Consider the following 21,916-nt stretch of genomic DNA (forward strand, 5'->3'; position numbering starts at 1 on the left):
GTCGCTTCGCTCGCCCCACCGTGGACCGGGTCACCGATACAGCGGGCCTGATCGGCACGATGGTGCGCGCCGGTGTCATCGCGCCGCTGCGGCCCGACAAGTATCTGCGCATCGGGGCCGCGATGGCCCGCGAAAACATGGGCATCACTTCGGGATTCGCCAGCGCCGCACAGCGCTGCGGTGACCGGGTCGGGCTCATCGACGAGCTCGGGGCGCTGACGTGGCGTGAGATCGACCAGCGCGCAGACGCTTTGGCGGCCGGGCTGCAGGCGTTACCCGGCGGCGAACCCCAGGTGCTGGGCATCATGGCCCGCAACCACCGCGGTTTCGTCGAGGCGCTGATCGCGGCCAACCGCATCGGTGCCGACGTGCTGTTGCTGAACACGTCGTTCGCCGGGCCGGCACTGGCCGAGGTGTGGGAACGGGAATCGGCCGGGCGTACCGGTGCGGTCATCTACGACGAGGAGTTCACCCCGACCGTCGATCGCGCGCTCGCCGACGCTCCCGGGGTGGCCCGCATCGTGGCCTGGACCGACACCGCACCGACCGGACTGACCGTCGCACACCTGATCACCGAGCACGCCGGGCAGCAGCCCCGGCGCGCCAAGGAGAAATCCAAGGTCATCCTGCTGACCTCGGGGACCACCGGAACACCGAAGGGCGCCAAGCATTCCGGCGGTGGACCCGAGGTTCTCAAGGCGATCCTGGACCGCACCCCGTGGCATACCGAGGAGCCGGTGGTCGTGGCCGCGCCGATGTTCCACGCCTGGGGGTTCTCCCAACTGGCCTTCGCCGCCTCGATGGCGTGCACCATCATCACCCGGCGCAAGTTCGACCCGGAGGCCACACTCGCGCTGGTCGACACCCACCGAGCCACCGGATTGTGTGTGGTGCCGGTGATGTTCGACCGCATCGTCGAGTTGCCCGACGAGATCCGCAACCGCTACAGCGGGCGCACCCTGCGGTTCGCCGCGGCGTCCGGGTCCCGGATGCGTCCCGATGTCGTCATCAAGTTCATGGATCAGTTCGGCGATGTCATCTACAACAACTACAACGCCACCGAGGCCGGCATGATCGCCACCGCGACGCCGACCGATCTGCGCGCCGCACCCGACACGGCCGGAAAACCGGCCGAGGGCACCGAGATCCGGATCCTGGACGCCGAGCTTCGGGTGCTGCCGCCCGGTGAGACCGGCACCATCTACGTGCGCAATTCCACCCAGTTCGACGGGTACACCTCGGGCAAGACCAAGGACTTCCACGACGGGTTCATGAACTCCGGTGACGTCGGCTATCTGGACGTCAACGGCCGGTTGTTCGTGGTGGGCCGCGATGACGAGATGATCGTCTCCGGCGGAGAGAACGTCTACCCCATCGAGGTGGAGAAGACGCTGGTGACCCACGACGCGGTGGCCGAGGCCGCCGTCATCGGGGTCGACGACGAACAGTTCGGTCAGCGACTTGTCGCCTTCGTGGTGCTGCGCGGCGCGGGAGAACCCGTGACCGCCGATGTTTTGAAGCAGTACGTCCGGGACAATCTGGCCAACTACAAGGTGCCGCGAGACATCACCATCCTGGATGAATTGCCGCGCAACAGCACCGGGAAGATCCTGCGCAGTGAACTCGCACAACGCACCACGGGGTAAGCCCAGGCCGCTGCTGGCAGCGCTGGCCGAACTGGCCAATGCCGCCAACGCGGTGCGCCCGTTGGGCCGTAAGGGCTACAGCACCGTGGCGACGTTCGCGTTCGGCTGGCCGACATCGGAGAACGCCCCGCTGCTGTTCACCGGTTCGGTGCTGGACGTGATCCGGCGGGCACTGCTGGGGCATTACCGCACCCGCAACGGCCGGATCTCCCTGGCGCTCAAGGGCCTCACCTGGGCACTGCTGGCGTTGTTGCAGCGCCGCGAGGTGGAGTCGAAGCGGTACTTCGAGGATCCGCTGAAGGCGGCCCTCGGCGCAGACTATCGGGAGGCCGAGGAACCCGAACGGCGTCCGCGCGGTGTCTTCGGAACGGGATGGGCCCGGCGGCGCTACGTGCACGCGACGGCACGCTACGGCCCGCACGGTCCCAATCTGGCCGACATCTGGATGCGGCCCGATCTGCCCCGCGACGGGAAAGCGCCAGTGCTGCTGCAGATCCCCGGCGGCGCGTGGATGATCGGGATGCGCCGCCCGCAGGCCTACCCGATGCTGAGCCGGCTGGCCGAGCGCGGCTGGATCTGTGTGTCGATCGGGTACCGGATCAGTCCGAGATACACCTGGCCCGACCACATCGTGGATGTCAAACAGGCGATCGCCTGGGTGAAGGCGAACATCGCGGACTACGGCGGCGATGCCGAGAACATCTATCTCACCGGCGGTTCGGCCGGCGGACACCTCACGGCGCTGGCCGCGCTCACCCCGAACGACCCGAAATGGCAGCCCGGTTTCGAAGACGCCGACACCTCGGTGGCTGCGGCGGTGCCGATCTACGGGCGATACGACTGGTTCACCGACACCGGCAACGGCAGGCCCGAATTCATCAAGATCCTGGAGAAGTTCATCGTCAAGCTGCCGTTCGACGACCACCGGCGGGAGTACCTGGACGCCTCACCGATCACCCTGGTGCACGCCGACGCACCTCCGTTCTTTGTGCTGCACGGTGAGGATGATTCGGTGATCCCGGTGCGCGAGGGGCGCGAGTTCGCCGACGCGCTCAAGAGCGTCTCGAAGGCACCGGTCATCTACGCCGAGATTCCACACGCCCAGCACGCGTTCGACTTCTTCGGCTCGGCACACGGGCACAACACCGCCGCTGCCGTGGAGCGCTTCCTGAACTGGGTGCGCGGCTGACCTATCCTGCCGAATAGCCATTTGTCACAAGAATTTTCGACTTCAGCGTGTCGCAACTGGCCACTGAGCGTCAGCACAGCGGCGTGTGGCGGCAGACGGCGTCCGGTGGCGGCGGTAACTGCGGGCGCGGAAGCTGCGGTGGCGGTGGGAGCCGGGGCGGCGGTGGCAGTCGCGGCCCGCGCTGGCCCCCGTCCCCGCCATTGCCGCTCACCGGAGGTGGGGCCGGAGCCGGCTCCGCCGGTGCCGGGGGCAGCGCCGGAGGCAACTGGGACGGCGGCGGCGCGGGACCGGTGGCCGCGGGCAGCGCGGACATCGCCCAGATGGCGATCGGCTGCGGGTCCAGCATGTAGTTCGCGGGAGCGGCCGTGAGTTGCAACTGGGTCGGCAAGACACCGGGCTTGACGTGAAAGAACACCCAGCCTGTCACGTCGCCGATCACCCGCGCGGGCAGCGGGCGCGACGAGAGGACGACCGGACGCGACGGGGGGATCTGTTCGCCGCCGCTGACCAGTAGCCGGAAGCCGCCGTTCGGGCCCGTCGCGTCAATGGGGGCGGACACATCGGCGAAGGAGACCTCGATGCCGAGCTCCAGTTCGTCTCCGGTGTTCTGACGGACCAGGGCCATGGTGTCCGCACGCGGTGTGATGGTGGCACCCTTCGCCGTCAGCGGTGCCCCCAGCAGCGCCGTACCGGGAAGAATCGACACCTCGGAGTGCTCGGCGCTGGAACTCACCGGGTCCGACGAGCTCGCCGATTGGGGAGCCGGCCCGTAGGAGCAGCCGGCCGCCACGACGACCGCGGCCACAGCGCCCAGGAGTTTCATGCCGTCATTCTCGCCCATACCCGGCGCCGCGGCGCAGGCGTGTCACGTCAGCGCGGCCTCGATGACCGTCAGCTCCTCGGAAATCCCTGCCGCATGCCGGATCTCGCGCAGCTCCTGGACCATCGCCTCGGTCACCTCGTGCGGGTCCTTGACCGTGTCGGTGTCGGAGATGACCGAGATGTTGAGCTGGTCCACATAGCTCCACACGGTGATGTTCAACCCGCTGGCCGCGGTCAGCGGACCGACCGAGTAGATCTCGGTGACCGTGGCACCGCCGACCTTGCCCTGCTCCCGCGGGCCGGGCACGTTCGAGATGTTCAGGTTGAGCACCTTGTTCTGCCCGTCCTTGTCCGACAACCGGCGGAACAGCGCCTCGACGGCGGCCGGAGGCATATAGGAAGCCCAGCGGGCCACCAGCTCGGGCCCGATCAGCTGGCTGCTCTCCTTGGCCAGCGATGCCGCCGCACTGGCCTGCCGGACCCGTTCCAGGACGTCGGGTTCGTCGACCGGCAGGGCCATCAGCACACCGGTGAACCGGTTGCCCGAGATGCGATCGGGTGAGAAGTCGAAGCTCATCGGCACCGAGGCCAGCAGCGGATGGTCGGCCTTGCCCTCGTAGTGCAGTTGCAGTTTGCGCAGCGCACCGGAGGACATCGCCAGCACCATGTCATTGATGGTGGCGCCCAACTGTTTTCCGGTCGACTTCACATCGGCCAGCGCAAGCGAGGCCGTCGCGAACCGGCGTCCGGGGGTGAGCACATGGTTCATGAAGCTCGGCGGCGGGGTGAACGGTCTGGTCAGTTCCGGGCCGAACTTGTGCTGGCTGCGACGCACCCGGGCGATACCGCCCGCGGTGTACTTCACCAGGCCCGGGATCCGGCCGATCTGGCGCAGGTGGTCGGTGAAGGCGGAGCGGACCAGCTCGGATTTCGACGGGTCGGGATCGGTGGCGTAGGAGTCGCGTTCCCGTTCCGGCCCGTGTGAGAGGTCCATCCCGCGGGCGAGCAGGTTGGCCGATGCCACGCCGTCGGCCAGGGCGTGGTGGATCTTGCCGACCACGGCGATCCGGTCGTCGGCGAGTCCTTCGACGAAGTACATCTCCCACAGCGGCCGGCTGCGATCCAGCGGGGTGCTGGCGATCTCACCGATGGCTTCGTCGAGTTCGCGGCGGCCACCGGGGGCGGCGACCCGCCAGGGCCGGACGTGGTATTCCAGGTCGACGTCGGTGTTCTCGCGCCACATCGGGTGGTGGAACTTGAACGGGATGTCGACGAGCTGGTAGCGGAACGGATCCAGCTTGTGCAGCCTGCCGTGCAGCACCGTGCGGAAGTCCTCCACACCGAAGGTGCGGTCACCGAGCCCGTGCAGGTCGATGATCGCGATCTTCAAGGTGTGCATGTGCACGTTGGGCGCTTCCGTGTACAGCAGGAACGCATCCCAACCGCTGAGCCTTTTCACCGGCTAATTCCTCCCCTGCCTGGAGGAGTCTATATAACCGCCTTGGCCTTGCGCGCCGTCGAGTTTCGGTGGATCTGGTTGAGGAACAGTCCGATTGCCTTCGCCATCGCGCCGGTACGCGCGCCGTCGGTCATGTCGAATCCGTGGCCCGCGCCGGGGAACTCGACGTAGCTGACCGGCCCGGCCGAGGTGGTTTCGAGGCGGTCGACGAAACTGCGCGCCTGGGCGACCGGGATCACGGTGTCCCCGGAGCCGTGGATGACCAGGAACGGCGGCGCGTCGCGGTGCACCCTGGCGATCGGGGAGGCCTTCCGGAAGATCTCCGGATGGCGGGTGATCGTGCGGCCGACGACGACGCGTTCCAGGAAGTCCACGAAGCGGTCCCGTTCGACGGTGGAGCGGTCCTCCCAGTCGTAACGACCGTAGATGCCCACGACGGCGTCCACCGAGGTGTCCGCGTCGTCGGGCAGATCGCCCTGCAGTTCGGGATCGTTGGGCGTCAGCCCGGCCAGTGCGGCCAGGTGGCCACCGGCGGAGCAACCCGCGACGGCCACGAAGTTGCGGTCCCCGCCGAATTTGTCGACGTTGGCCCGGGCCCACGCGATCGCCGCCTTCACGTCGGTCATGTGGCGCGGCCAGCGGTGGTGCGGCGCCACCCGGTAGTCGATGGACAGGCAGACCCAGCCCTGTTCGGCCAGGTGCGAGAGCATGGCGTACCCCTGCAGCATCCGACTGCCGTGCACCCAGGCGCCGCCCGGGACGAACAGCAGCACCGGCGCGGGCTCGCTGGGCAGTTCGGCGGGGCGCCACACGTCCAGCAGTTGCATCGGGTGGTCGCCGTAGCGCACCGAGGTGCGGTGCACGTTGCGCCGGTATTCCATCGTGTTCCACAGCGGCGGGAGTTGTTCGGGCGCCGGCCAGTCCCCGGCCAGGTCGGCGGCGGTGACCACGCTGCGTAACCCGTCCTTGGCGACCGTCACCGTCTGGTCCCGTTCGGCCTTGCGCACCGCGCCGTTACCGGGTGCGAACCAGGCCTTGGCCGTGGACGACATCATCTCGGGGAACTGGCGGAAACCCCACACCCCCATGGCGGCCAGGCCACCGAGTGGCTCAAGCTGCTTACCGATCACCGGCAGCGAAGCCGAGGCGACCGATAATGCGAGCATACGGTCGGCGTGATTGGCCTTCAGCAACCATCGTGCACGGCTCATCAACGTCGGTCCGGGGTACCGGGTGTCCGGTGTGGCCGTCATGGCGCGAGCGTACCCGCGCAGGCCCATTCCTAAGCAGACATTCTCGGCAATCTGTCTACACGGTGGTCAAATTGTGATCCGCATCACTTATGGCCGCGCCGGTGCGGCCGGTAACTTCATTCTCATCATGAGCATGTCTGCGCTGGCCATCACCGAAGAACACCAGGATCTCGCGGCCTCGGCCATCGGGCGACTCCAGCGGTCCGGCAGCCGCGCCGCCGCCCGCGCCACCCTCGATCAGCCCGGCAGCTATTCGCGCGAAATCTGGTCCGCGGGAGCAGAACTGGGCTGGAATGGGCTGGCGATCGCCGAGGAATTCGGTGGATCGGGCTTCGGGTTGGCCGAGTTGGCGATCATCGCCGAGATCACCGGCCGGGAGCTGACCCCCGGCCCGTTTCTGCCGACCGTGGCAGCGGCCCTGGTGATCGACCGGTGTGCTCCGGATTCCGTGCGGGCCCAGCTGCTGCCGGGCCTTGCCGACGGCAGCACCGTGGCCGCGCTCGGTCTGAACGGACTGGTGAACATGGAGTCCGATCTGACCGCCACCGCGCAGTGGCCGGCGGTCCCCGGCGCTCCGGACGCCGATGTGCTGGTACTGGCCGCCGGCGCGGACCTCCTCGTGGTGGATGCGGCCGCCGACGGTGTCACCGTCGCCGCGCTGCCGTCCCTGGACACCACCCGGTCGATCGGCTCGGTGTCGATGCGCGGGGCCGCGATTCCCGCCGACCGGGTGCTGCGCGGAGCCGCCCGGCACGCCCGCACCGTGTTCCGCATCCTGGCCGCGGCGGAGTCCGTCGGCATCAGTTGGGCCAGCCTGGACATGGCGGTCGAGTACGCGAAGGTCCGTGAGCAGTTCGGCCGCACCATCGGCACGTTCCAGGCCGTCAAGCACCATGCCGCGAACATGCTCGTCGACGCCGAACAGACCACCGCGGCGACCTGGGCGGCCGCCCGCGCCGACGACCTCGATGCGGCATGGCTCCCGGCGGCGATCGCCGCGGCTCACGCGGTTCGGGCGCAGGTCTTCAACGCGCAGAACAACATCCAGCTGCACGGCGGGATCGGGTTCACCTGGGAGCACGATGCCCACCTGTATCTGCGCCGGGCGCGCACGTTGTCCGCATTGCTCGCCGACGGCAACGACCCGCTGGCCGACCTCGTCGACGCACAGCGTGCCGGGCAGACCCACGGTGTGGCCTTCAGCGTGCCCGCGGAGGCCGAGCAGTATCGTGCGGCCGCCGCGGAGGCCGCGGCCAAGGTCCGCGCACTGCCCGAGGCCGAGCGCCGTGACTTCCTGGTCGACTCCGGCTATCTGGTGCCGCACTGGCCGAAGCCGTGGGGCCGGGGCGCGGACGTGCTGGAACAACTGGTCATCGAGGAGGAATTCTCGGGGGCGGGCAGCACCGCAGCGACAGCGGAATCGGCACCGATCGCCATTCCGGACATGGGCATCACCGGATGGGTGACCCTGACCATCGTCCAGGCCGGCACCGACGATCAGCGCGCGCGTTGGGTGGAGCCGGTCCTGCGCGGGCAGTCGATGTGGTGTCAGCTGTTCTCCGAGCCCGAGGCGGGTTCGGATGCGGCCGCGGTGCGGACATCGGCCAAGCGTGTCGACGGCGGCTGGAAGGTGACCGGCCAGAAGGTGTGGACCAGCCTGGCTCAGCACTGTCAGTGGGGCCTGGCGACCGTGCGCACCGATCCCGAGGCACCCAAGCACGCCGGTGTCACGATGATGGCGATCGATATGAAAGCACCTGGCGTGCAGGTCAATCCGCTGCGCGGCCTCACCGGAGACGCCCATTTCAACGAGGTGTTCTTCGATGACGTCTTCGTCCCCGACGCCGATGTGGTCGGCGACGTGAACAAGGGCTGGCTGGTCGCCCGCGCCACGCTGGGCAATGAGCGCATCTCGATCGGCGGTGGATCGGGCGCCCCGACCGGCTTCACCGCCGCCGATGTCGTCGCGCTGCTGGACCGGGCGTCGCCCGCGGTGGCGGCAGTTCATGTGCACGAGGCCGGCCGGGTGATCGCCGAGACCCTGACGCTGCCGATGCTCAACCTGCGCCGGGTCAGCCGGGCGATCGCGGGCGCCGAACCGGGGCCGGAGGGCAATGTGACCAAACTGCTGGTGGCCGAGCAGTCGCAGCGACTGACCGAACTGGGCATGGCGCTGGCCGGGGTGTCGGCAGTCACCGGCGGCAACGACGCGCTGGCCCGGACGTACCTGGGCAACCGCGCCATGACGATCGCCGGCGGGACCTCGGAGATCACCCGCAACACCATCGCGGAGCGAATCCTCGGGCTGCCGCGCGATCCGCTGCTCAAATAGCGCCGAGGAGAACAATATTCGGTGAACAATCGGTGGCGGCCCGAGCGGGACGCCACCGCCATGCCTATACCTGACGTCATGTCCGAGCACACCGACCTGGCCGATATCCTGCTCTCACTGCGCGGCGTGTGGGACGAGGTCGCCGTCGACGAACTCGACCATGCGCTGCAGTCAGCCGCCCGCGCGATGGATGACGGGGCCGACGACGAGCTGGTGCTGGCCGCCGCACTGCACGACATCGCGCACAGCCCGCTGCTGCCCGCGGGGGCGGCGCATGACCTGCTGGCGCGGGAGTGGCTGACGCCGCGGTACGGGGAACGGGTGGGCTGGCTGGCCGGCGCCCACGTGGCCGCGAAACGCTATCTGGCGGCCACGGTGCCCGGCTACCAGCTCAGCGCCACCTCGGAGCAGTCGCTGCTGCATCAGGGCGGTGCGGTCGTCGATCCCGCCTTCGTCGATCATCCGTGGTGGCCGGATGCGTTGCGGCTGAGGCACTACGACGACGCAGCCAAAGATCCCGGTGCCGCAGGCGCCGACGTCGAGCAGGTACTGGAGATCGCGCGACGGGTGGCCATCAGCCGAGATACCGATCCGGATGGCCACCGGTAAGCAATACTGTCGAGGTGTCGACAACCGCCGCCTTCCACCGGGACCTCGCCCGCTTCGCCCGCTTCCTGCCACGCAAGATCGTCACTCCGACGAATCTTGCTCTGCTGCAGCGAATGACCGCGCTGACCGACCGTCGGGTCCCGCACGGTGTCGAGGTGCTCACCCTGACCTCCGGTGTCGGAGTGCGGCTGTACCGGCCGAGCGGGGTGAGTTCTCCCGGTCCGGCGTTGCTGTGGATTCACGGCGGCGGATATGTGATCGGCAGCGCCTCCCAGGACGACGTGCTGTGCCGTCGCTTCGCGTCCACGCTCGGCGTCACGGTGGCCTCGGTGGAATACCGGCTGGCCCCCCGACACCCGTATCCGGCCGGTCTTCAGGACTGCTACGCGGCTCTGACCTGGCTGGCCGGGTTGCCCGCGGTCGATGCGGGGCGGGTCGCGATCGGGGGCGCCAGCGCCGGTGGCGGTCTGGCCGCCGCGCTCGCGCTGCTGGCCCGTGACCGGGGCGAGGTGCCGCTGGCGGCGCAGCTGTTGGTCTACCCGATGCTCGACGATCGGTCGGTGGGCCCGCAGTTCGACGACCCGGGCCATCGGTTGTGGACGCAGGAAAGCAATCGTTTCGGCTGGTCGGCCTATCTGGGTGGCGCCGACCCCGAGGTCGCGGTGCCCGCCCGTCGCGACGATCTGAGCGGGTTGCCCCCGGCCTGGATCGGTGTGGGCACCCTGGATCTGTTCCACGACGAGGACCTCGCCTACGCCCAGCGATTGCGCGCGGCGGGTGTGGCGTGTGAGGTCGAGGTCGTCCAGGGGGCTTTCCACGGATTCGACGGCGTCGCGCCGAAGACCGCGGTCTCGCGCGCCTTCTTCGACAGCCAGTGCGCCGCGCTGCGGCGGACGCTGCGCGGCGAACCGGTCCCGTCACCCGCGTAGGCGGATGACGGGAGCTCCGGTTCTGCTAGCCGGCCATGAATTCCGAGTAGGCCGATGCCAATTCGGGCGACAGCAGCTGCACGTTGCACTGCCGCTGGGTGTCCCCGATCGGCGCCAGGATCCCGCGCAGCTCGTAGTACTCCTGCGAGTTCGCGGTGAAGTACGCCCGGATATTGGCCGATGCCTCGGCACGCGGCTGCGTGCGCGCCGCCTGAACCACCTGGTTGGCGCCCGGATGGGCGTTCAGGTAGGCGCTGGCGGCGCCGGTCACCGAGCTGACGGTGCCGGCCACGGCGTCGGGATTGCAGTTCGGCGCGGCCGAAGCGGTCGGCGCAGCTATCAGTGCGGCAGCGGCCGCACCCAGCAGAGAGCCCGCCGCGAACCGGCGCATGCTTGTGTTCTTCAGCTTCATGATCGATTGGTGTCCTTCGTGTTCTGACTTCTGTATGCCTCGTTCTGGACATCTCAGGCTTACGGTCCCAGACCCGAAAACAACGGTACGCGTGCCTTGTTGATGCCCCGCCGGGCCGAACGGCAAACGTCGGCCGGTGGGTGCGGGCGTTACATCATCCGAACGTGAGTTCGGTCGCAATTACGCCGGAATCGGCCATGTGTTCGCAAAATTTTGGGCGGATTCTTATGTCAACCGGCAAACACTTAATTGATCGTGATCTCGCACTGTGACCGGATTGTTATCCGGTTGCTCCGCCGACCCGACCCGGCGCCGGAGTTTTCGGCGCGCTGCCGGTGGGTAGCCAACCCAGGCACCCGCCACAACGTCAGGAAGGGAGCCGATGCCTCGCGGTAAAGGTATGTACGTCGACGACGATTCCGGTGACGACTCCCGGCCGAAGGTAGACGAATCCGATGTCGATGAGCAGACACCGGATGTGCACAAGCCCGAACCGGGCTCCGAACCGCCGGACTGAGCTCACCTGCGATAGGTGAGCTCACCCTCGATCAACGTGGCCACCACGGCGCCGCCGTCCAGGTCGTTGAGAAGTTCCGCCGGCGGCACGCCGAGTACGCACAGATCACCCGGCTGCCCGGGGGCCACGCTACGCGGCGCCGTCGGTGCGGCCGCGGTGCCCAGGAACAGCTCGAGCGCGGTCCGTGCACTGACCCGTTCGGCCTCGCCCAGCACCGCGCCGCTCGGCGTGCGGCGATGTACCGCGGCGCGCATCGCGGCCCAGGGATCGCCGTCACCGAAGGGCATATCCGTCGACAGCGCCACCGGGACGCCGGCGTCCAGCAGCGACGCGAGACGCCACAGCTGATGGTGCTCGTCGACCGGGACGTCAGTCAGGTACTGGTCACCGCGTTCGGCCACGAAGTTGGGTTGGGTCACCACCGTGACGCCCAGATCGGCGAGGTCGCCGAGACAGTCGTCGGGCACCACCGCGGCATGCTCGATGCGGTCATCGGGGTGGCCGCCGGTGGCGCGCAACGCGGCGATGGTGATGACGAGCTGGGCCGCGGTCACACAGTGCACGGCGACCGGAGCGCCGTCGCGGTGGCGCCGGGCCACCCAGTCGGTGAGCTCGTCGAGATTCAGACTGTCGTCATGCAGGATTCGCTTGCCGGGTGCCAGATGGTGCAGCCGCTGCCGCATTCCACCGTGCCGGTGCACCTCGTCCAACTTGACGATGTCGCCGATGTCGAGATCCGGTGTGGCATCGGTGATTCCGGTGATCCCGAAGGCGGACAGCCGATTGCTCAGGTCGTCGATGGCGGTATCGCGGCGCTGCAGTGCATCCGACCAGGTGCGGTCGGCACTGCGCAGCCTGCCATCGGGGTGATCGGCCAGGCCCACCGCGGCGAGGCCCTTCGAGTTCAAGGTCCACAGGATGCCGCTGCGATGCTGGATGCGCACCGGGACCGGCGGAGCGAGCGTATCGAGCCTGTCCCGGTCCAGCGGACCGGCCACCGCCTCGTGGTAGCCGACCGCGCGGATCCAGCCGTCCTCGCCGGGTTCGGCGCCGGCCAGTACCCGGGCCAGGCCGTCGCGATCACTCACCTCCGCGGTACCGACCCGGACCGAATCCGTCGCCGCCGCAGCCGAATGCACGTGCACATGGTGATCGTGCAACCCGGGGATCACCGCGCCACCCGCGGCGTCGAGCACCCGGTCGTCGGGGTTCGGGGTGAGGCGGGGGGCCATCTCGGTGATCTGCGCGCCGACCCGGATGTCGACCACCCGTCCGTCGAGCAGCGCTGCCCGTTGGATCAACATGACACGGAATGCCTTTCGTCCAGCAGTGCGTGCACCGCAGCGTTGTCGGCGCCCAGTGCGGATGCCGACGCGCCCGTTTCCGGTTCGGTGGGTTCCCGGACGGGTCCGCCGACAAACCCTGCGTAGCCGGCGGCGGTCGCCGACATCGACATCTGAATCAGCTCGCCCCCGCCACGCGCCAGCGACTCGGCCACGGCGGCCGCGGCGTGCAGACCGGTCAGCGGATCCGCGATCGCGTCACCGACGAATACCGGCCCGTCCGGACCAGAGCGGACCAACCCGCCGGCCACCGCCGCGTCGTCACCGAAGGCGACCCGGGTGCCGGCGTCGCCCTCGGAGCCGTACCCGCTGATACGCAACCAGATCCGCCCGGCCCGCGGTGCGATATCGGCAGGGCCGAGACCGCGGCGGGTCAGCGCCGCAGGCCGCGATCCCTCGATCACGACATCGGCCGCTTCCAGCAGCCGTCTCATGGCCGGTTCATCGTCGAATTCGACCGCGTAGGAGAGTTTCCCGCGATTCATCCAGTCGTAGAAGGCGTCAGACCCCGCTCTGGTGCCGTCGGGACGGCGCGGGCTTTCCACCTTGATCACGGTGGCACCCGCGCCACCGAGTAGCCGCCCGCACAGCGGTCCCGCCCACATCGAGGACATGTCGACGACCAGCAACCGGCCGGGCCGCTCGCCTCTGGGTCCGTGCGCCCGGGTCACCGGCGGACCGGGTGCGGTCTCACCGAGGACCGCCGCCGGTAGGTCCAGCAGCCGGGCCCGCGCCACGGCGACCGTCGCGGATCGGGTGCTCACCCAGCGTTGCAGGGGCGGCCACGGGTCGGCGCCGACGTCGTCGGTCTCGATCAGCGCAGGTACCACCGCGATATCGTCGGGGCGGGAGAGTGTGACCGCGCACCAGGTGTCCCCGGCGCGCAAGATGCGGGTGGCCCCGCCTGCCGAGATCTGGCCGTTGGCGGTCAGACCCAGCAGCGCCGCCCTGCCGGTGAGCAGCGCGGCGGCGTCGACCCGGACGCCGGTGTGCGTGCCGAACGCGTCGGCGACACCCTGGGCGCGCGCATTCAGCGCTTCCGGGACTCCGACGGGGCTCACACCGCCATCTTGCCCCGTCTCAGACCTGCCCCATATCAGAAATGCAAAGCGGTGAAGCGCCAGTCCAGAACCGGGCCCCGGCCCTCCCCGACCGCGTGGACCAGCGAGCGCAGCCGGAGTCGCGTTCCCGCTGGGGTCGGCTCCGCGGCCTCGATGTGCAGTTCACTGTGCAGCGTGTCGTTCTCGTGCACGGGCCCGGTGTGATCACAGGATTCCCAGCCCAACACGGTCGCCAGGTTCGGCAGCAGCCGGCTCGCCTGGGCCAGGGCCAGCCCGATGGTGTGCCCGCCGTACACCAGCCGCTGTCCCCCGGCCCGCCAATCATGATGGGTGGCAGCGATGTTCAGCGAGAGCCTGGCCAACTCCGGTGCACTGCTGACGACATCGGCGGTGCTGTGCAGGACGGTCCCGACCAGCGCGTGATCGAACCCGGAGCCGGTGAACGCCTGCGCATTCCACCCCGCCGTCGGGTCAGGCGCGCGCTGGTGGTCGGCGCCGACGGCACCCAGGTCATCGGCATGGCCGGTCTGCACGTCATCGGCGGACAGCGGCAACATCGCGCAGCGATAGAAGTCCAGCACCGACCGCCCGGCCTGGTCCGTGGTGGTCATCCGCAGCGCGGCGAGTCCGGTGGCGGCCCGCCCCGGCTTCGCCGAGTTCTGCCGCAATGCCACCACCTCGGTGCGGGTGGTCAGGGTGTCACCGATGACCGGGAATCGGTGGAAGTTCAGCCCGCGATAGAACAGGTTGGCCTTGACACGCTGGGTCACCAGGGTCGATTGGCCGATCGCCACGTCGCAGACCAGCGCGGGATGGGCCAGCGGTCCGGTGTCGCCGGTGACCGCCGCGGCCAGGCCGGCATCCAGTGCCAGCCGCAGCCGGTCGCCGAGAATGCTCTGATGCGCGGCGGCCGCACCCGAGGTCAGGGTCATCGACGGTGCGGTGTCGAATACCTGCCCGACCTGCAAATCGTCGAAATAGGGGCCACCGGCTGCAATCGGAGTCACGGCGGGCACTCTAGTTTCAGGCGTGCGGCGGCTCGCCGGTCACCCGGTGATCGGCGTGATTGAGGCCCTCCTGCACCAGCCTGCCAAGATGCCCGTCGCGCAGCCGGTAGAACACCCGCCGCCCGTCCTTGCGGGTGTCCACCAGCCGGGCGAACCGCAGCTTGGCCAGGTGCTGGCTGACGGACGTGCGGGAACCACCGGTCACCTCGGCCAGCGCGCTGACATCGGCCTCACCCTGGGTCAGCAGCCACAGCAGATGCAGGCGGGTCGGGTCGGCAAGCATCCGGAAGGTGTCACTTGCGGCGTCGAGGCGGTCGCGGTCCGGAGAGGCGTCATGGACGAGACTCGGCGACGACGCGGGTCGGGGCTTCCCGGGCGCTGTTCCGGTCATCGGCCTCACCCCTCCCGTGCGCCATGATCCACGCCGCAGTGAGCGCAGCGAATGCACCGAGGATAGCGAGTATCACGGCGGCGAGCCCCTGATTGACGGCCGCGCCCACCCAGCCGGCGATCGGATAGGTCAGCAGGAACCCGGCGTGTGACAGCGAGAACTGGGCGGTGAACAAAGCGGTGCGGTTCGCCTCGGTGCTCGCGCGGCGCAGCAGGCGCCCCGCCGGAGTGTTCACCAGCGATGTCGCGGCGCCCAGCAGCACCCATGTCGACGCCAGCACCGGCCACGTCGGGGTCACGACCACGACCGTCGCGGCCACCAGCAGACCGCTCGCGGCGGCGCCCGCCCCGGTCAGCATCATCACGCGGTCGGTGACCACGGTGAGCAGCCTGGGCACCGACAACGCCACCACCATCGACCCGGCTCCGTAGGCGGCGAACATCATCGCCACCTGCGCCCCGCTGCCGGCGAGCAGGTCGCGGACGTACACCACGGTGTTCACCATGACCAGTGCGGTGGCCGCGGCGACCGCGAGATTCATCGCGACCAGCGCACGTAACTCGCGATGTCCCAGCATGTTTCGAACACCCGACAACAATCGACGGCGCCACGGCGCACAGTCGGGGTCGATATCAGGCACCACCGTGCGCAGTACGAGCACAGCCGAGAGCAGGAACCCGGCAACCGTTCCGACGAACAGACCGTTGTAGGACATCACCACGAGCAGAGCGGCAGCCAGGATCGGGCTGACCATCGCCTCCAGGTCATAGGCCAACCGGGACAGCGACAATCCCCGGGTATACGCCCGCTCGCCGGTGAGAACGGTGGGAATCACCGCCTGGAAGGCGGGGGTGAAGGTCGCCGAGGCCGCCTGCAGGACGAACACCAGCACGAAGATCTGCCAGACCTGCCCGACGAACGGCAGCAGCAGCGCGACCGCGGACCGGGTCAGGTCCGCGCCGACGAGAACGACTTTGCGCGGCAGGCGATTCGTCACGGTGGCCATCAACGGCGCGATGAAGACATAGGCCAGCATCTTGATCGCCAGCACGGTGCCGAGCACGGCTCCGGCGGCGGGTCCGGCCAGGTCGTAGGCCAGCAGGCTGAGCGCGACAGTCAGCAGGCCGGTGCCGCCGAGCGCCACGATCTGCGCGGCGAACAGTCGCCGGAACACCGTGTTGCCGAGGATGCCGGTTCCGCGCACACACCGATCATGACATATGTGTGCGCACGTGCGCACATGTATGTGATGTTCAGCTGCCGGCAGTCGCCGCCAGACTGCCGAGCAGGGCCACCGCGTCCGCGCTCGGCGACCCCGGCTCGGCCTGATAGACCACGAGTTCCTGGCCGGGCGCCGAGCGCACCGCGAACGTCTGCATCTGCAGCGTCAACAACCCGACGGTCGGATGCTGGAACGATTTGGTGGACAACGTTTTTCCCCGGGCATCGTGGCGGGCCCACAGATCGGCGAAGTCGGTGGCCGTGGCCAGCAGCTCGGCCAGGACGGCTGCCACCCTCGGGTCCCCCGGGGCTTCGGCGTAGTTGCGGCGGAAACCGGCGACGGAGTTCGCCGCGATCGAAGGCCAGTCCACATAGAACTCCCGGGCCCGCGCCTCGGTGAACACCAGCGACAGCAGATTGCCGTGCGAGCCGAAATCACCGAACAGGGCATCGGCGATCGCGTTGGTGGCCAGCACGTCATAGGCCCGGTTGTAGACCAGGGCCGGATTGTCCGGCCAGGCATCCATCAGTCGCATCAACGCGCGGTCGACCCGATCCGGGACGACGACGGTATGCGGCCGCGGCGCCAGCCCCGCCACCCGGAACAGGTGCTGCCGGCCGTCGTCGTCGAGTCGCAGCGCCGCCCCGAGTGCGTCGAGCACCTGTGCCGACGGGGACCGTTCCCGGCCCTGCTCCAGCCGGACGTAGTAGTCCACGCTGACCCCGGCCAGCAGCGCCACCTCCTCGCGTCGCAGCCCCGCCACCCGGCGGTGCCCGACGCTGACCAGACCCACATCACCCGGGCGGACCAGTGCGCGCCTGCTGCGTAGGTAGTTCCCCAGATCTGACATACCGCCACAGTAGGACGCGTCGGCGCCGCACTGCCTGGGTGCGCTGCACCCAGGCACACAGCGTCCTGGCTGACCGCTCGGCTCCGGCCGACGATGGGGTCATGACAGATAACAAGATCGTCCTCGTCACCGGAGCCACCAGCGGTATCGGCGCGGCGGTGGCCCGCAGGCTCGCCGCCCAGGGCCACCGGGTGCTCGCCGGCGCCCGCCGCGAAGACCGGCTCGCCGAACTCGCCGGTGACAACATCGAGGTACGTCGCCTCGACGTCACCGACCGCGCCGATGTCGCCTCGTTCGTCGACTGGGCGGTCGCCGCTCACGGGCGCATCGACGTGATCATCAACAACGCGGGCGTGATGCCTCTTTCCCGGCTGGACGCACTGCTGGTGGACGAGTGGGACACCATGATCGACGTCAACGTACGTGGGCTGCTCAACGGCATCGCCGCCGCACTGCCGCAGTTCCAGCGCCAGGGGCACGGGCATTTCGTGACCGTCGCATCGGTCGGCGCCCATGAGGTGGTGCCCACCGCGGCGGTGTACTGCGCGACCAAACACGCCGCCTGGGCTATCACCGAGGGATTGCGGCAGGAGCTCGACCCGGCCATCCGGGTCACCACCGTCTCCCCCGGTGTCGTGGAATCCGAACTGGCCGAGTCGATCACCGATGCAGGCGCGGCGGCGGCCATGCAGGCCTACCGGGCCGATTCGATTCCGCCGGACGCCATCGCCAGGGCGATCGCCTATGCGATCGACGAACCCGCCGAAGTCGACGTCAACGAGCTGGTGATCCGGCCGGCACGTCAGCGCTGACCTCGTCGACCAGACCCCAGTCCAATGCCGTTGCCGCGTCGATGGTCACACCGGAGAGCACAAGATACGCGGTGCGCCAGCGCCCGATGCGCCGGGTGATGCTGACCGTGCCGCCGGCACCGGGGATCAGCCCCAGTGCGAGTTCGGGCAGACCGATCGTGGCGTCGGGGTGGCACCGGACGTGCCCGCAATAGGCGGCCATTTCCAGCCCACTGCCCAGCACCTGGCCGTGTACCTCGGCGCGGCACGCCGGCCCCAGCCGCTCTGTCAGTTCGGCCAGCACCAGGGCCGGGCTGTACCGGGTGCGCGCCAGGTGCGCGCTGGCCGGGTCGGTGAATGTGCCGAATTCGGCGAGGTCACCGCCGCTGCAGAAGGACGGACCGTTGCCGGCCAGCACCACCTCTGTCACCGAATCGTCGAGCCGGGCCACCTCGAGTGCCTCCAGCAGGGCGGCGCGTGCATCGGTGGTGAAGGCGTTGTGCCGCCGTGCCCGGTTGAAGCGGATCGACAGGGTGCCGCCATGGCGTTCGGCCTGTACCGGGTCCGCCAGCACCGGCAGCTGTCCAGGTCCGCGTTCGTCGAGCCAGCGGACGAACTCGGATCCGGACTGCAGGGTCGAGTACGCCAGGGATTCGGTGATGACGCCGGCGAACACCGAGGACGTGGCCTCGGCGCTGCGCAGCACGTCATCGCAGACCGCCGCGGCCTGAGGCCACCGGCCGCAGCGCCGGGTCAGATCGGCGAGGGCCTCATCCACCGAGGCGACCGTGACGACCCGCCGGTCGGCCGACGCCGCTTCGCTCAGCGTGAAAGTCGCGTCGTCGTCCGGCTTCTCGACGGCGACGCGGATTCCGGCGGGCAGCTCCAGCACGGTCATGAGTACTTGTTGATCAACTCCTGCTTGTACAGCTTGCCGGTATCGGTGCGCGGCAACTGGACTTCGAAGGAGATCGAACGCGGGCACTTGTAGTGCGAGAGCTGATCGCGCAGCCAGGCCAGCAGTTCCTCGGCGAACTCCGGGGTGGCATCGGCGGGATCGACGGTCTGCACGACACCCTTGACGGTCTGGCCCATCTCCTCGTCGGGAACGCCGAACACCGCGGCATCCATCACCTTCGGGTGGATGACGAGCATGTTCTCGGCTTCCTGCGGATAGATGTTCACCCCGCCGGAGATGATCATGTGGTGGCGCCGGTCGGTCAGGTAAAGGTAGCCGTCCTCATCGAGATACCCGATGTCGCCCACCGTCTTCCAGCCGTGCGAGTCCCGGGAGGACGCCGTCTTCGCCGAGTCGTTGAGGTATTCGAAATCGGCGCCGCCCTCGAAGAAGATCTCGCCGTGCTGGCCGGCGGGCACCTCGTTGCCGTCCTCGTCGAGGATGTGCACCACACCGGTCATCGCCTTGCCGACCGAGCCGGGGTGTGCCAGCCACTCGTCGGCGCTGATCAGGGTGGCGCCGATGGCCTCGGAGGACGCGTAGTACTCGTCGACGATCGGCCCCCACCAGTCGATCATCTGCTTCTTGATCTCCACCGGGCAGGGCGCCGCCGCGTGCATCACCCGCTGCAGGCTCGATACGTCATACGACTTGCGCACCTGCTCAGGCAGTTTCAGCATCCGGGTGAACATCACCGGGACAAACTGGCCATGGGTCACGCCATACTTCTGGATGGCGTCCAAGGCGCCTTCGGCGTCGAACTTCTCCAGCACCACCGTGGTGATACCGCCGGCCTGCGCCTGCATCGACCACACCGACGGGGCGGTGTGATAGAGCGGCGCCGGGCTCAGGTAGATCGCCTCGGGGTTCATCCAGAACGACACCAGGGCGGCCATCATGCCCGGGGTCTCCGAGGGCGGCAGGTGCGGCAGATCGCGCTTGATGCCCTTGGGCCGGCCGGTGGTGCCCGACGAGTACTGCAGCAGGTCGCCGTCCCACTCGTCGGCGATGGGCGTGGTCGGCTGGTCGGCGACCGCGTCCGGATACGTCGCCCAGCCGTCGAGGTCACCAGTGGTCAATAGCACCGCGGGGAGTCCGTTCGGCAGGTGCTCGGCCAGCCCCTCCAGCACCGGGCGCAGCGCCTCCGAACCGACGATGGCCTTGGCCGCGCTGTTGTCGATGATGTAGGCCGCCTCGGCCGCGGTGAGATGGGTGTTGATCGGCACGTAGTAGAGCCCGCTGCGGCGCGCGGCCCACATGACGGTGTGCATGTGCTCGTTGTTCTCGATGAGAATCGCGACCGCGTCGCCCTCGACCAGTCCGTGCTCGCGGAAGTAGTGCGCCAACTGATTGGCGCGGGCTTCCATCTCACCGAACGTCACCACCGTGCCGGAGGGGTACAGGATGACAGCGGGCTTATCGGGCATGGCGACGGCCGTTTCACGGATCTGCATGAGCCGACTTTACGATGCCGCCACCACGCTCCGGCAGCCAAGCCGCCATAAACTTGACATCCGTCAAGAACGGCCCGGTCGCGTCCCGTTTCGCCGGTCAGCAGTGCAGGTCGGCGGGCGGCTGAATGCGATCGATGAAGAACGCCTCCAGCGGTGTGTCGATGCAGCGTTCACCGCTGAACGCCACCGTGTGCTGAGCACCGTTGAAGATGATCAGGGGAGCACCCAGTTGGGCGGCCACATCGACTCCGACCTGATAGGGCGTCGCCGGGTCACCCGTGGTCGAGACCACGACAATTTTGCCCGGCCCAGGGCTGGTCACCGGATGCCGCAGGGCGTCCGGCTGCACCGGCCAGAAGACACAAATAGGCCGGGGCGCGAACCCGGTGAACTCGCCGAAACTCTCGAAAGGGGCGGCCAGCCGCACTTGGCGATCCACTTCGGCCCACACCGCCGGATCCGTCGGGTAGGTGTCATCGGCGCACCGGATCGCATCGAACGCGTCCCCCAGGTTGGTGTACTGCCCATCCTCGTCGCGTTCCAGATACGCGTCGGCGAGCTCGAGCAGGTCGTCGGCATCCTCACCGCGGGCCAGCGCACTGAGTCCGTCGGTCAGCTGAGCCCAGTCCTCGGAGCTGTACAGCGCCTCGTCGAAACCGGTGATGGCATCCGAATAACTCAGACCGCGCGGGTCGGCGGTGCGCGCGGGATTGTCGACCAACGGGTTGACCAGCTGGTGGAACCGGTCGATGTACTGAGCCGGGTCGTTGCCGAGTGGGCAGTCCGCCTTGGTCCCGCAGTCGGCGGCGTAGGCGTCGAATGCCTGCTGGAATCCCGCCGCCGATTCGACCGCCTCGGCGAGCGGATCGGTGAACTGATCCACGACACCGTCGAGCATCATGGCGCGCACCCGATCGGGGAACTGTTCGGCGTAGGCCGTTCCCAGCCGGGTTCCATAGGAGTAGCCGAAGAAGTTGAGCTGCTCATCTCCCAGCGCGGCCCGCACCGCGTCCATATCGCGCGCGGTGTTCTCGGTACTCAGGCCTGCCAAGAACGGCGCGCCCACGCGGTCCAGGCAACCCTGCGCGCGGGCGCGTTCGTCATCTTCTATGCGGGCGACACCGGCCGGGCTGAAGTCGACCTTCGGGTCGGTGCGATCTTCGTCGCGCTCGGCGTCCGATTCGCAGCGCACCTCGGGGGTGGAAAATCCCACTCCGCGCGGGTCGAAGGCCACCAGATCGAATCGACGCCCGATCTCGGTCTTGCCGACCTTGGGCGCAAACCTCGACATGACGTCGATCGCGGACACTCCCGGCCCACCCGGGTTCGAGATGATCGAGCCGAGGCGATCACCAGTGGCCGGCACCCGCATCACCGCCAGCTGTGCCTGTGGCGCTTGCGGATTCGCCGCGTCCCTCCAGTCGACCGGAACCGAGATGGTGGTGCATTGGGCGGTTGGCAGCCTGCTGGTGTCCACCCAGTCATCACAGGTCGTCCACACCGGTGCCTGGTCCGCCGTCGCGGCTTCCTCGGGTGCAGCCTGCGCCGGCTGCGCGCCGGTCGTCACCGCCAACGCCACCGCACAGACAATCCCTGACGCCCTGAGGATTTGACGGCTGCACCACCTCGACATGGGCGTCATGATTGCACGCCGGGCCACCGCTGCTCCGG

20 protein-coding genes are annotated in these 21,916 nt (G+C 68.7%); 7 read left to right on the plus strand and 13 right to left on the minus strand.

Annotation, left to right across the window (positions count from 1 at the left end; genetic code table 11):
- Positions 1 to 59: 59 nt before the first annotated feature.
- Both fadD12 and EXE63_RS13635 read left to right on the plus strand, forming a co-directional pair.
- A complete protein-coding gene (fadD12, locus tag EXE63_RS13630) occupies positions 60 to 1,646 on the plus strand; it encodes an acyl-CoA ligase FadD12 (RefSeq protein ID WP_234904573.1) in 1,587 nt (528 codons plus the stop codon).
- Entirely contained in the window at positions 1,618 to 2,835 is a 1,218-nt protein-coding gene (locus EXE63_RS13635) for an alpha/beta hydrolase (RefSeq protein ID WP_234904485.1), read from the plus strand. Before fadD12 ends, EXE63_RS13635 begins: the two co-directional genes overlap by 29 nt.
- Before the next feature lie 70 nt (positions 2,836 to 2,905).
- Here the strand turns inward: EXE63_RS13635 and EXE63_RS13640 are convergent, their stop codons facing one another.
- The 3 genes from EXE63_RS13640 to EXE63_RS13650 form a co-directional block, all read right to left on the minus strand.
- Positions 2,906 to 3,658 (minus strand): hypothetical protein, encoded by a 753-nt coding sequence (locus EXE63_RS13640; protein WP_168142370.1) that lies wholly within the window; start codon positions 3,656 to 3,658, stop codon positions 2,906 to 2,908.
- A gap of 42 nt (positions 3,659 to 3,700) precedes the next feature.
- Positions 3,701 to 5,056 carry a WS/DGAT/MGAT family O-acyltransferase gene (locus EXE63_RS13645; RefSeq protein WP_436277756.1) on the minus strand — a complete coding sequence of 452 codons (1,356 nt, stop codon included), beginning with the start codon at positions 5,054 to 5,056 and terminating at the stop codon, positions 3,701 to 3,703.
- Between the two features lie 89 nt (positions 5,057 to 5,145).
- Positions 5,146 to 6,369 carry an alpha/beta hydrolase gene (locus EXE63_RS13650; protein ID WP_168142372.1) on the minus strand — a complete coding sequence of 408 codons (1,224 nt, stop codon included), beginning with the start codon at positions 6,367 to 6,369 and terminating at the stop codon, positions 5,146 to 5,148.
- A 127-nt stretch (positions 6,370 to 6,496) separates the two neighbouring features.
- On the opposite strand from EXE63_RS13650, the gene EXE63_RS13655 reads away from it, so the two are divergent.
- The 3 genes from EXE63_RS13655 to EXE63_RS13665 all read left to right on the plus strand — a co-directional run bounded on the left by EXE63_RS13655 (position 6,497) and on the right by EXE63_RS13665 (position 10,239).
- Positions 6,497 to 8,701 carry an acyl-CoA dehydrogenase family protein gene (locus tag EXE63_RS13655; protein WP_168145565.1) on the plus strand — a complete coding sequence of 735 codons (2,205 nt, stop codon included), beginning with the start codon at positions 6,497 to 6,499 and terminating at the stop codon, positions 8,699 to 8,701.
- A gap of 78 nt (positions 8,702 to 8,779) precedes the next feature.
- Positions 8,780 to 9,310, plus strand: a complete 531-nt coding sequence (locus EXE63_RS13660) for an HD family phosphohydrolase (RefSeq protein WP_168142373.1) — start codon at positions 8,780 to 8,782, stop codon at positions 9,308 to 9,310.
- A gap of 14 nt (positions 9,311 to 9,324) precedes the next feature.
- Complete coding sequence (locus EXE63_RS13665) at positions 9,325 to 10,239, plus strand: alpha/beta hydrolase (protein WP_234904486.1); 915 nt, start codon at positions 9,325 to 9,327, stop codon at positions 10,237 to 10,239.
- A gap of 25 nt (positions 10,240 to 10,264) precedes the next feature.
- Here the strand turns inward: EXE63_RS13665 and EXE63_RS13670 are convergent, their stop codons facing one another.
- A complete protein-coding gene (locus EXE63_RS13670; RefSeq protein WP_168142374.1) occupies positions 10,265 to 10,651 on the minus strand; it encodes a heme-binding protein in 387 nt (128 codons plus the stop codon).
- A 382-nt stretch (positions 10,652 to 11,033) separates the two neighbouring features.
- Between EXE63_RS13670 and EXE63_RS33280 the strand changes: the two genes are divergently transcribed.
- Positions 11,034 to 11,168: a hypothetical protein gene (locus EXE63_RS33280; RefSeq protein ID WP_255419424.1), complete on the plus strand. Its 135-nt coding sequence runs from the start codon at positions 11,034 to 11,036 to the stop codon at positions 11,166 to 11,168.
- A 2-nt stretch (positions 11,169 to 11,170) separates the two neighbouring features.
- On the opposite strand, the gene EXE63_RS13675 is transcribed toward EXE63_RS33280, so the two are convergent.
- From EXE63_RS13675 to EXE63_RS13700, 6 genes are all read right to left on the minus strand, one after another.
- The gene (locus EXE63_RS13675; RefSeq protein WP_168142375.1) at positions 11,171 to 12,472 is read right to left on the minus strand and encodes an amidohydrolase family protein; all 1,302 of its coding nucleotides are present in this window, start codon (positions 12,470 to 12,472) and stop codon (positions 11,171 to 11,173) included.
- Entirely contained in the window at positions 12,466 to 13,572 is a 1,107-nt protein-coding gene (locus EXE63_RS13680; RefSeq protein ID WP_168142376.1) for a CoA transferase, read from the minus strand. Before EXE63_RS13680 ends, EXE63_RS13675 begins: the two co-directional genes overlap by 7 nt.
- A 35-nt stretch (positions 13,573 to 13,607) precedes the next feature.
- Positions 13,608 to 14,504 carry a hotdog family protein gene (locus EXE63_RS13685; protein ID WP_168145567.1) on the minus strand — a complete coding sequence of 299 codons (897 nt, stop codon included), beginning with the start codon at positions 14,502 to 14,504 and terminating at the stop codon, positions 13,608 to 13,610.
- Between the two features lie 91 nt (positions 14,505 to 14,595).
- Positions 14,596 to 14,970 carry an ArsR/SmtB family transcription factor gene (locus EXE63_RS13690; RefSeq protein WP_168142377.1) on the minus strand — a complete coding sequence of 125 codons (375 nt, stop codon included), beginning with the start codon at positions 14,968 to 14,970 and terminating at the stop codon, positions 14,596 to 14,598.
- Positions 14,912 to 16,174 (minus strand): MFS transporter, encoded by a 1,263-nt coding sequence (locus tag EXE63_RS13695; protein WP_234904487.1) that lies wholly within the window; start codon positions 16,172 to 16,174, stop codon positions 14,912 to 14,914. The genes EXE63_RS13690 and EXE63_RS13695 overlap by 59 nt, the downstream gene beginning before the upstream one ends.
- A 49-nt stretch (positions 16,175 to 16,223) precedes the next feature.
- Positions 16,224 to 17,042, minus strand: a complete 819-nt coding sequence (locus EXE63_RS13700) for a helix-turn-helix domain-containing protein (RefSeq protein WP_168142378.1) — start codon at positions 17,040 to 17,042, stop codon at positions 16,224 to 16,226.
- Positions 17,043 to 17,143: 101 nt separating this feature from the next.
- On the opposite strand from EXE63_RS13700, the gene EXE63_RS13705 reads away from it, so the two are divergent.
- On the plus strand, positions 17,144 to 17,854 hold the full coding sequence (locus EXE63_RS13705; protein ID WP_168142379.1) for an SDR family oxidoreductase: 711 nt from the start codon (positions 17,144 to 17,146) through the stop codon (positions 17,852 to 17,854).
- On the opposite strand, the gene EXE63_RS13710 is transcribed toward EXE63_RS13705, so the two are convergent.
- The 3 genes from EXE63_RS13710 to EXE63_RS13720 all read right to left on the minus strand — a co-directional run bounded on the left by EXE63_RS13710 (position 17,817) and on the right by EXE63_RS13720 (position 21,887).
- Positions 17,817 to 18,731 carry an enoyl-CoA hydratase-related protein gene (locus EXE63_RS13710; protein WP_168142380.1) on the minus strand — a complete coding sequence of 305 codons (915 nt, stop codon included), beginning with the start codon at positions 18,729 to 18,731 and terminating at the stop codon, positions 17,817 to 17,819. The two genes, EXE63_RS13705 and EXE63_RS13710, sit on opposite strands and share 38 nt — an antisense overlap.
- A complete protein-coding gene (gene fadD4 / locus EXE63_RS13715; RefSeq protein WP_168142381.1) occupies positions 18,728 to 20,245 on the minus strand; it encodes a fatty-acid--CoA ligase FadD4 in 1,518 nt (505 codons plus the stop codon). The genes EXE63_RS13710 and fadD4 overlap by 4 nt, the downstream gene beginning before the upstream one ends.
- Before the next feature lie 97 nt (positions 20,246 to 20,342).
- Positions 20,343 to 21,887 carry an alpha/beta hydrolase gene (locus EXE63_RS13720; protein ID WP_372513125.1) on the minus strand — a complete coding sequence of 515 codons (1,545 nt, stop codon included), beginning with the start codon at positions 21,885 to 21,887 and terminating at the stop codon, positions 20,343 to 20,345.
- Positions 21,888 to 21,916: the final 29 nt, after the last annotated feature.

The sequence above is a fragment of the Mycolicibacterium frederiksbergense genome (assembly GCF_012223425.1).
GTDB lineage: Bacteria > Actinomycetota > Actinomycetes > Mycobacteriales > Mycobacteriaceae > Mycobacterium > Mycobacterium frederiksbergense.

Excerpts from the sequence above, each read along its gene's own strand:
- fadD4 (WP_168142381.1), bottom strand. The coding sequence starts at position 20,245 with ATGCAGATCCGTGAAACGGCCGTCGCCATGCCCGATAAGCCCGCTGTC.
- EXE63_RS13670 (WP_168142374.1), bottom strand. The coding sequence starts at position 10,651 with ATGAAGCTGAAGAACACAAGCATGCGCCGGTTCGCGGCGGGCTCTCTG.
- EXE63_RS13690 (WP_168142377.1), bottom strand. The coding sequence starts at position 14,970 with ATGACCGGAACAGCGCCCGGGAAGCCCCGACCCGCGTCGTCGCCGAGT.
- EXE63_RS13685 (WP_168145567.1), bottom strand. The coding sequence starts at position 14,504 with ATGACCCTGACCTCGGGTGCGGCCGCCGCGCATCAGAGCATTCTCGGC.
- EXE63_RS13650 (WP_168142372.1), bottom strand. The coding sequence starts at position 6,369 with ATGACGGCCACACCGGACACCCGGTACCCCGGACCGACGTTGATGAGC.
- EXE63_RS13675 (WP_168142375.1), bottom strand. The coding sequence starts at position 12,472 with ATGTTGATCCAACGGGCAGCGCTGCTCGACGGACGGGTGGTCGACATC.
- EXE63_RS33280 (WP_255419424.1), top strand. The coding sequence starts at position 11,034 with ATGCCTCGCGGTAAAGGTATGTACGTCGACGACGATTCCGGTGACGAC.
- EXE63_RS13700 (WP_168142378.1), bottom strand. The coding sequence starts at position 17,042 with ATGTCAGATCTGGGGAACTACCTACGCAGCAGGCGCGCACTGGTCCGC.
- EXE63_RS13720 (WP_372513125.1), bottom strand. The coding sequence starts at position 21,887 with ATGACGCCCATGTCGAGGTGGTGCAGCCGTCAAATCCTCAGGGCGTCA.
- EXE63_RS13640 (WP_168142370.1), bottom strand. The coding sequence starts at position 3,658 with ATGAAACTCCTGGGCGCTGTGGCCGCGGTCGTCGTGGCGGCCGGCTGC.
- EXE63_RS13660 (WP_168142373.1), top strand. The coding sequence starts at position 8,780 with ATGTCCGAGCACACCGACCTGGCCGATATCCTGCTCTCACTGCGCGGC.
- EXE63_RS13705 (WP_168142379.1), top strand. The coding sequence starts at position 17,144 with ATGACAGATAACAAGATCGTCCTCGTCACCGGAGCCACCAGCGGTATC.
- EXE63_RS13655 (WP_168145565.1), top strand. The coding sequence starts at position 6,497 with ATGAGCATGTCTGCGCTGGCCATCACCGAAGAACACCAGGATCTCGCG.
- EXE63_RS13645 (WP_436277756.1), bottom strand. The coding sequence starts at position 5,056 with ATGCACACCTTGAAGATCGCGATCATCGACCTGCACGGGCTCGGTGAC.
- EXE63_RS13710 (WP_168142380.1), bottom strand. The coding sequence starts at position 18,731 with ATGACCGTGCTGGAGCTGCCCGCCGGAATCCGCGTCGCCGTCGAGAAG.
- fadD12 (WP_234904573.1), top strand. The coding sequence starts at position 60 with ATGGTGCGCGCCGGTGTCATCGCGCCGCTGCGGCCCGACAAGTATCTG.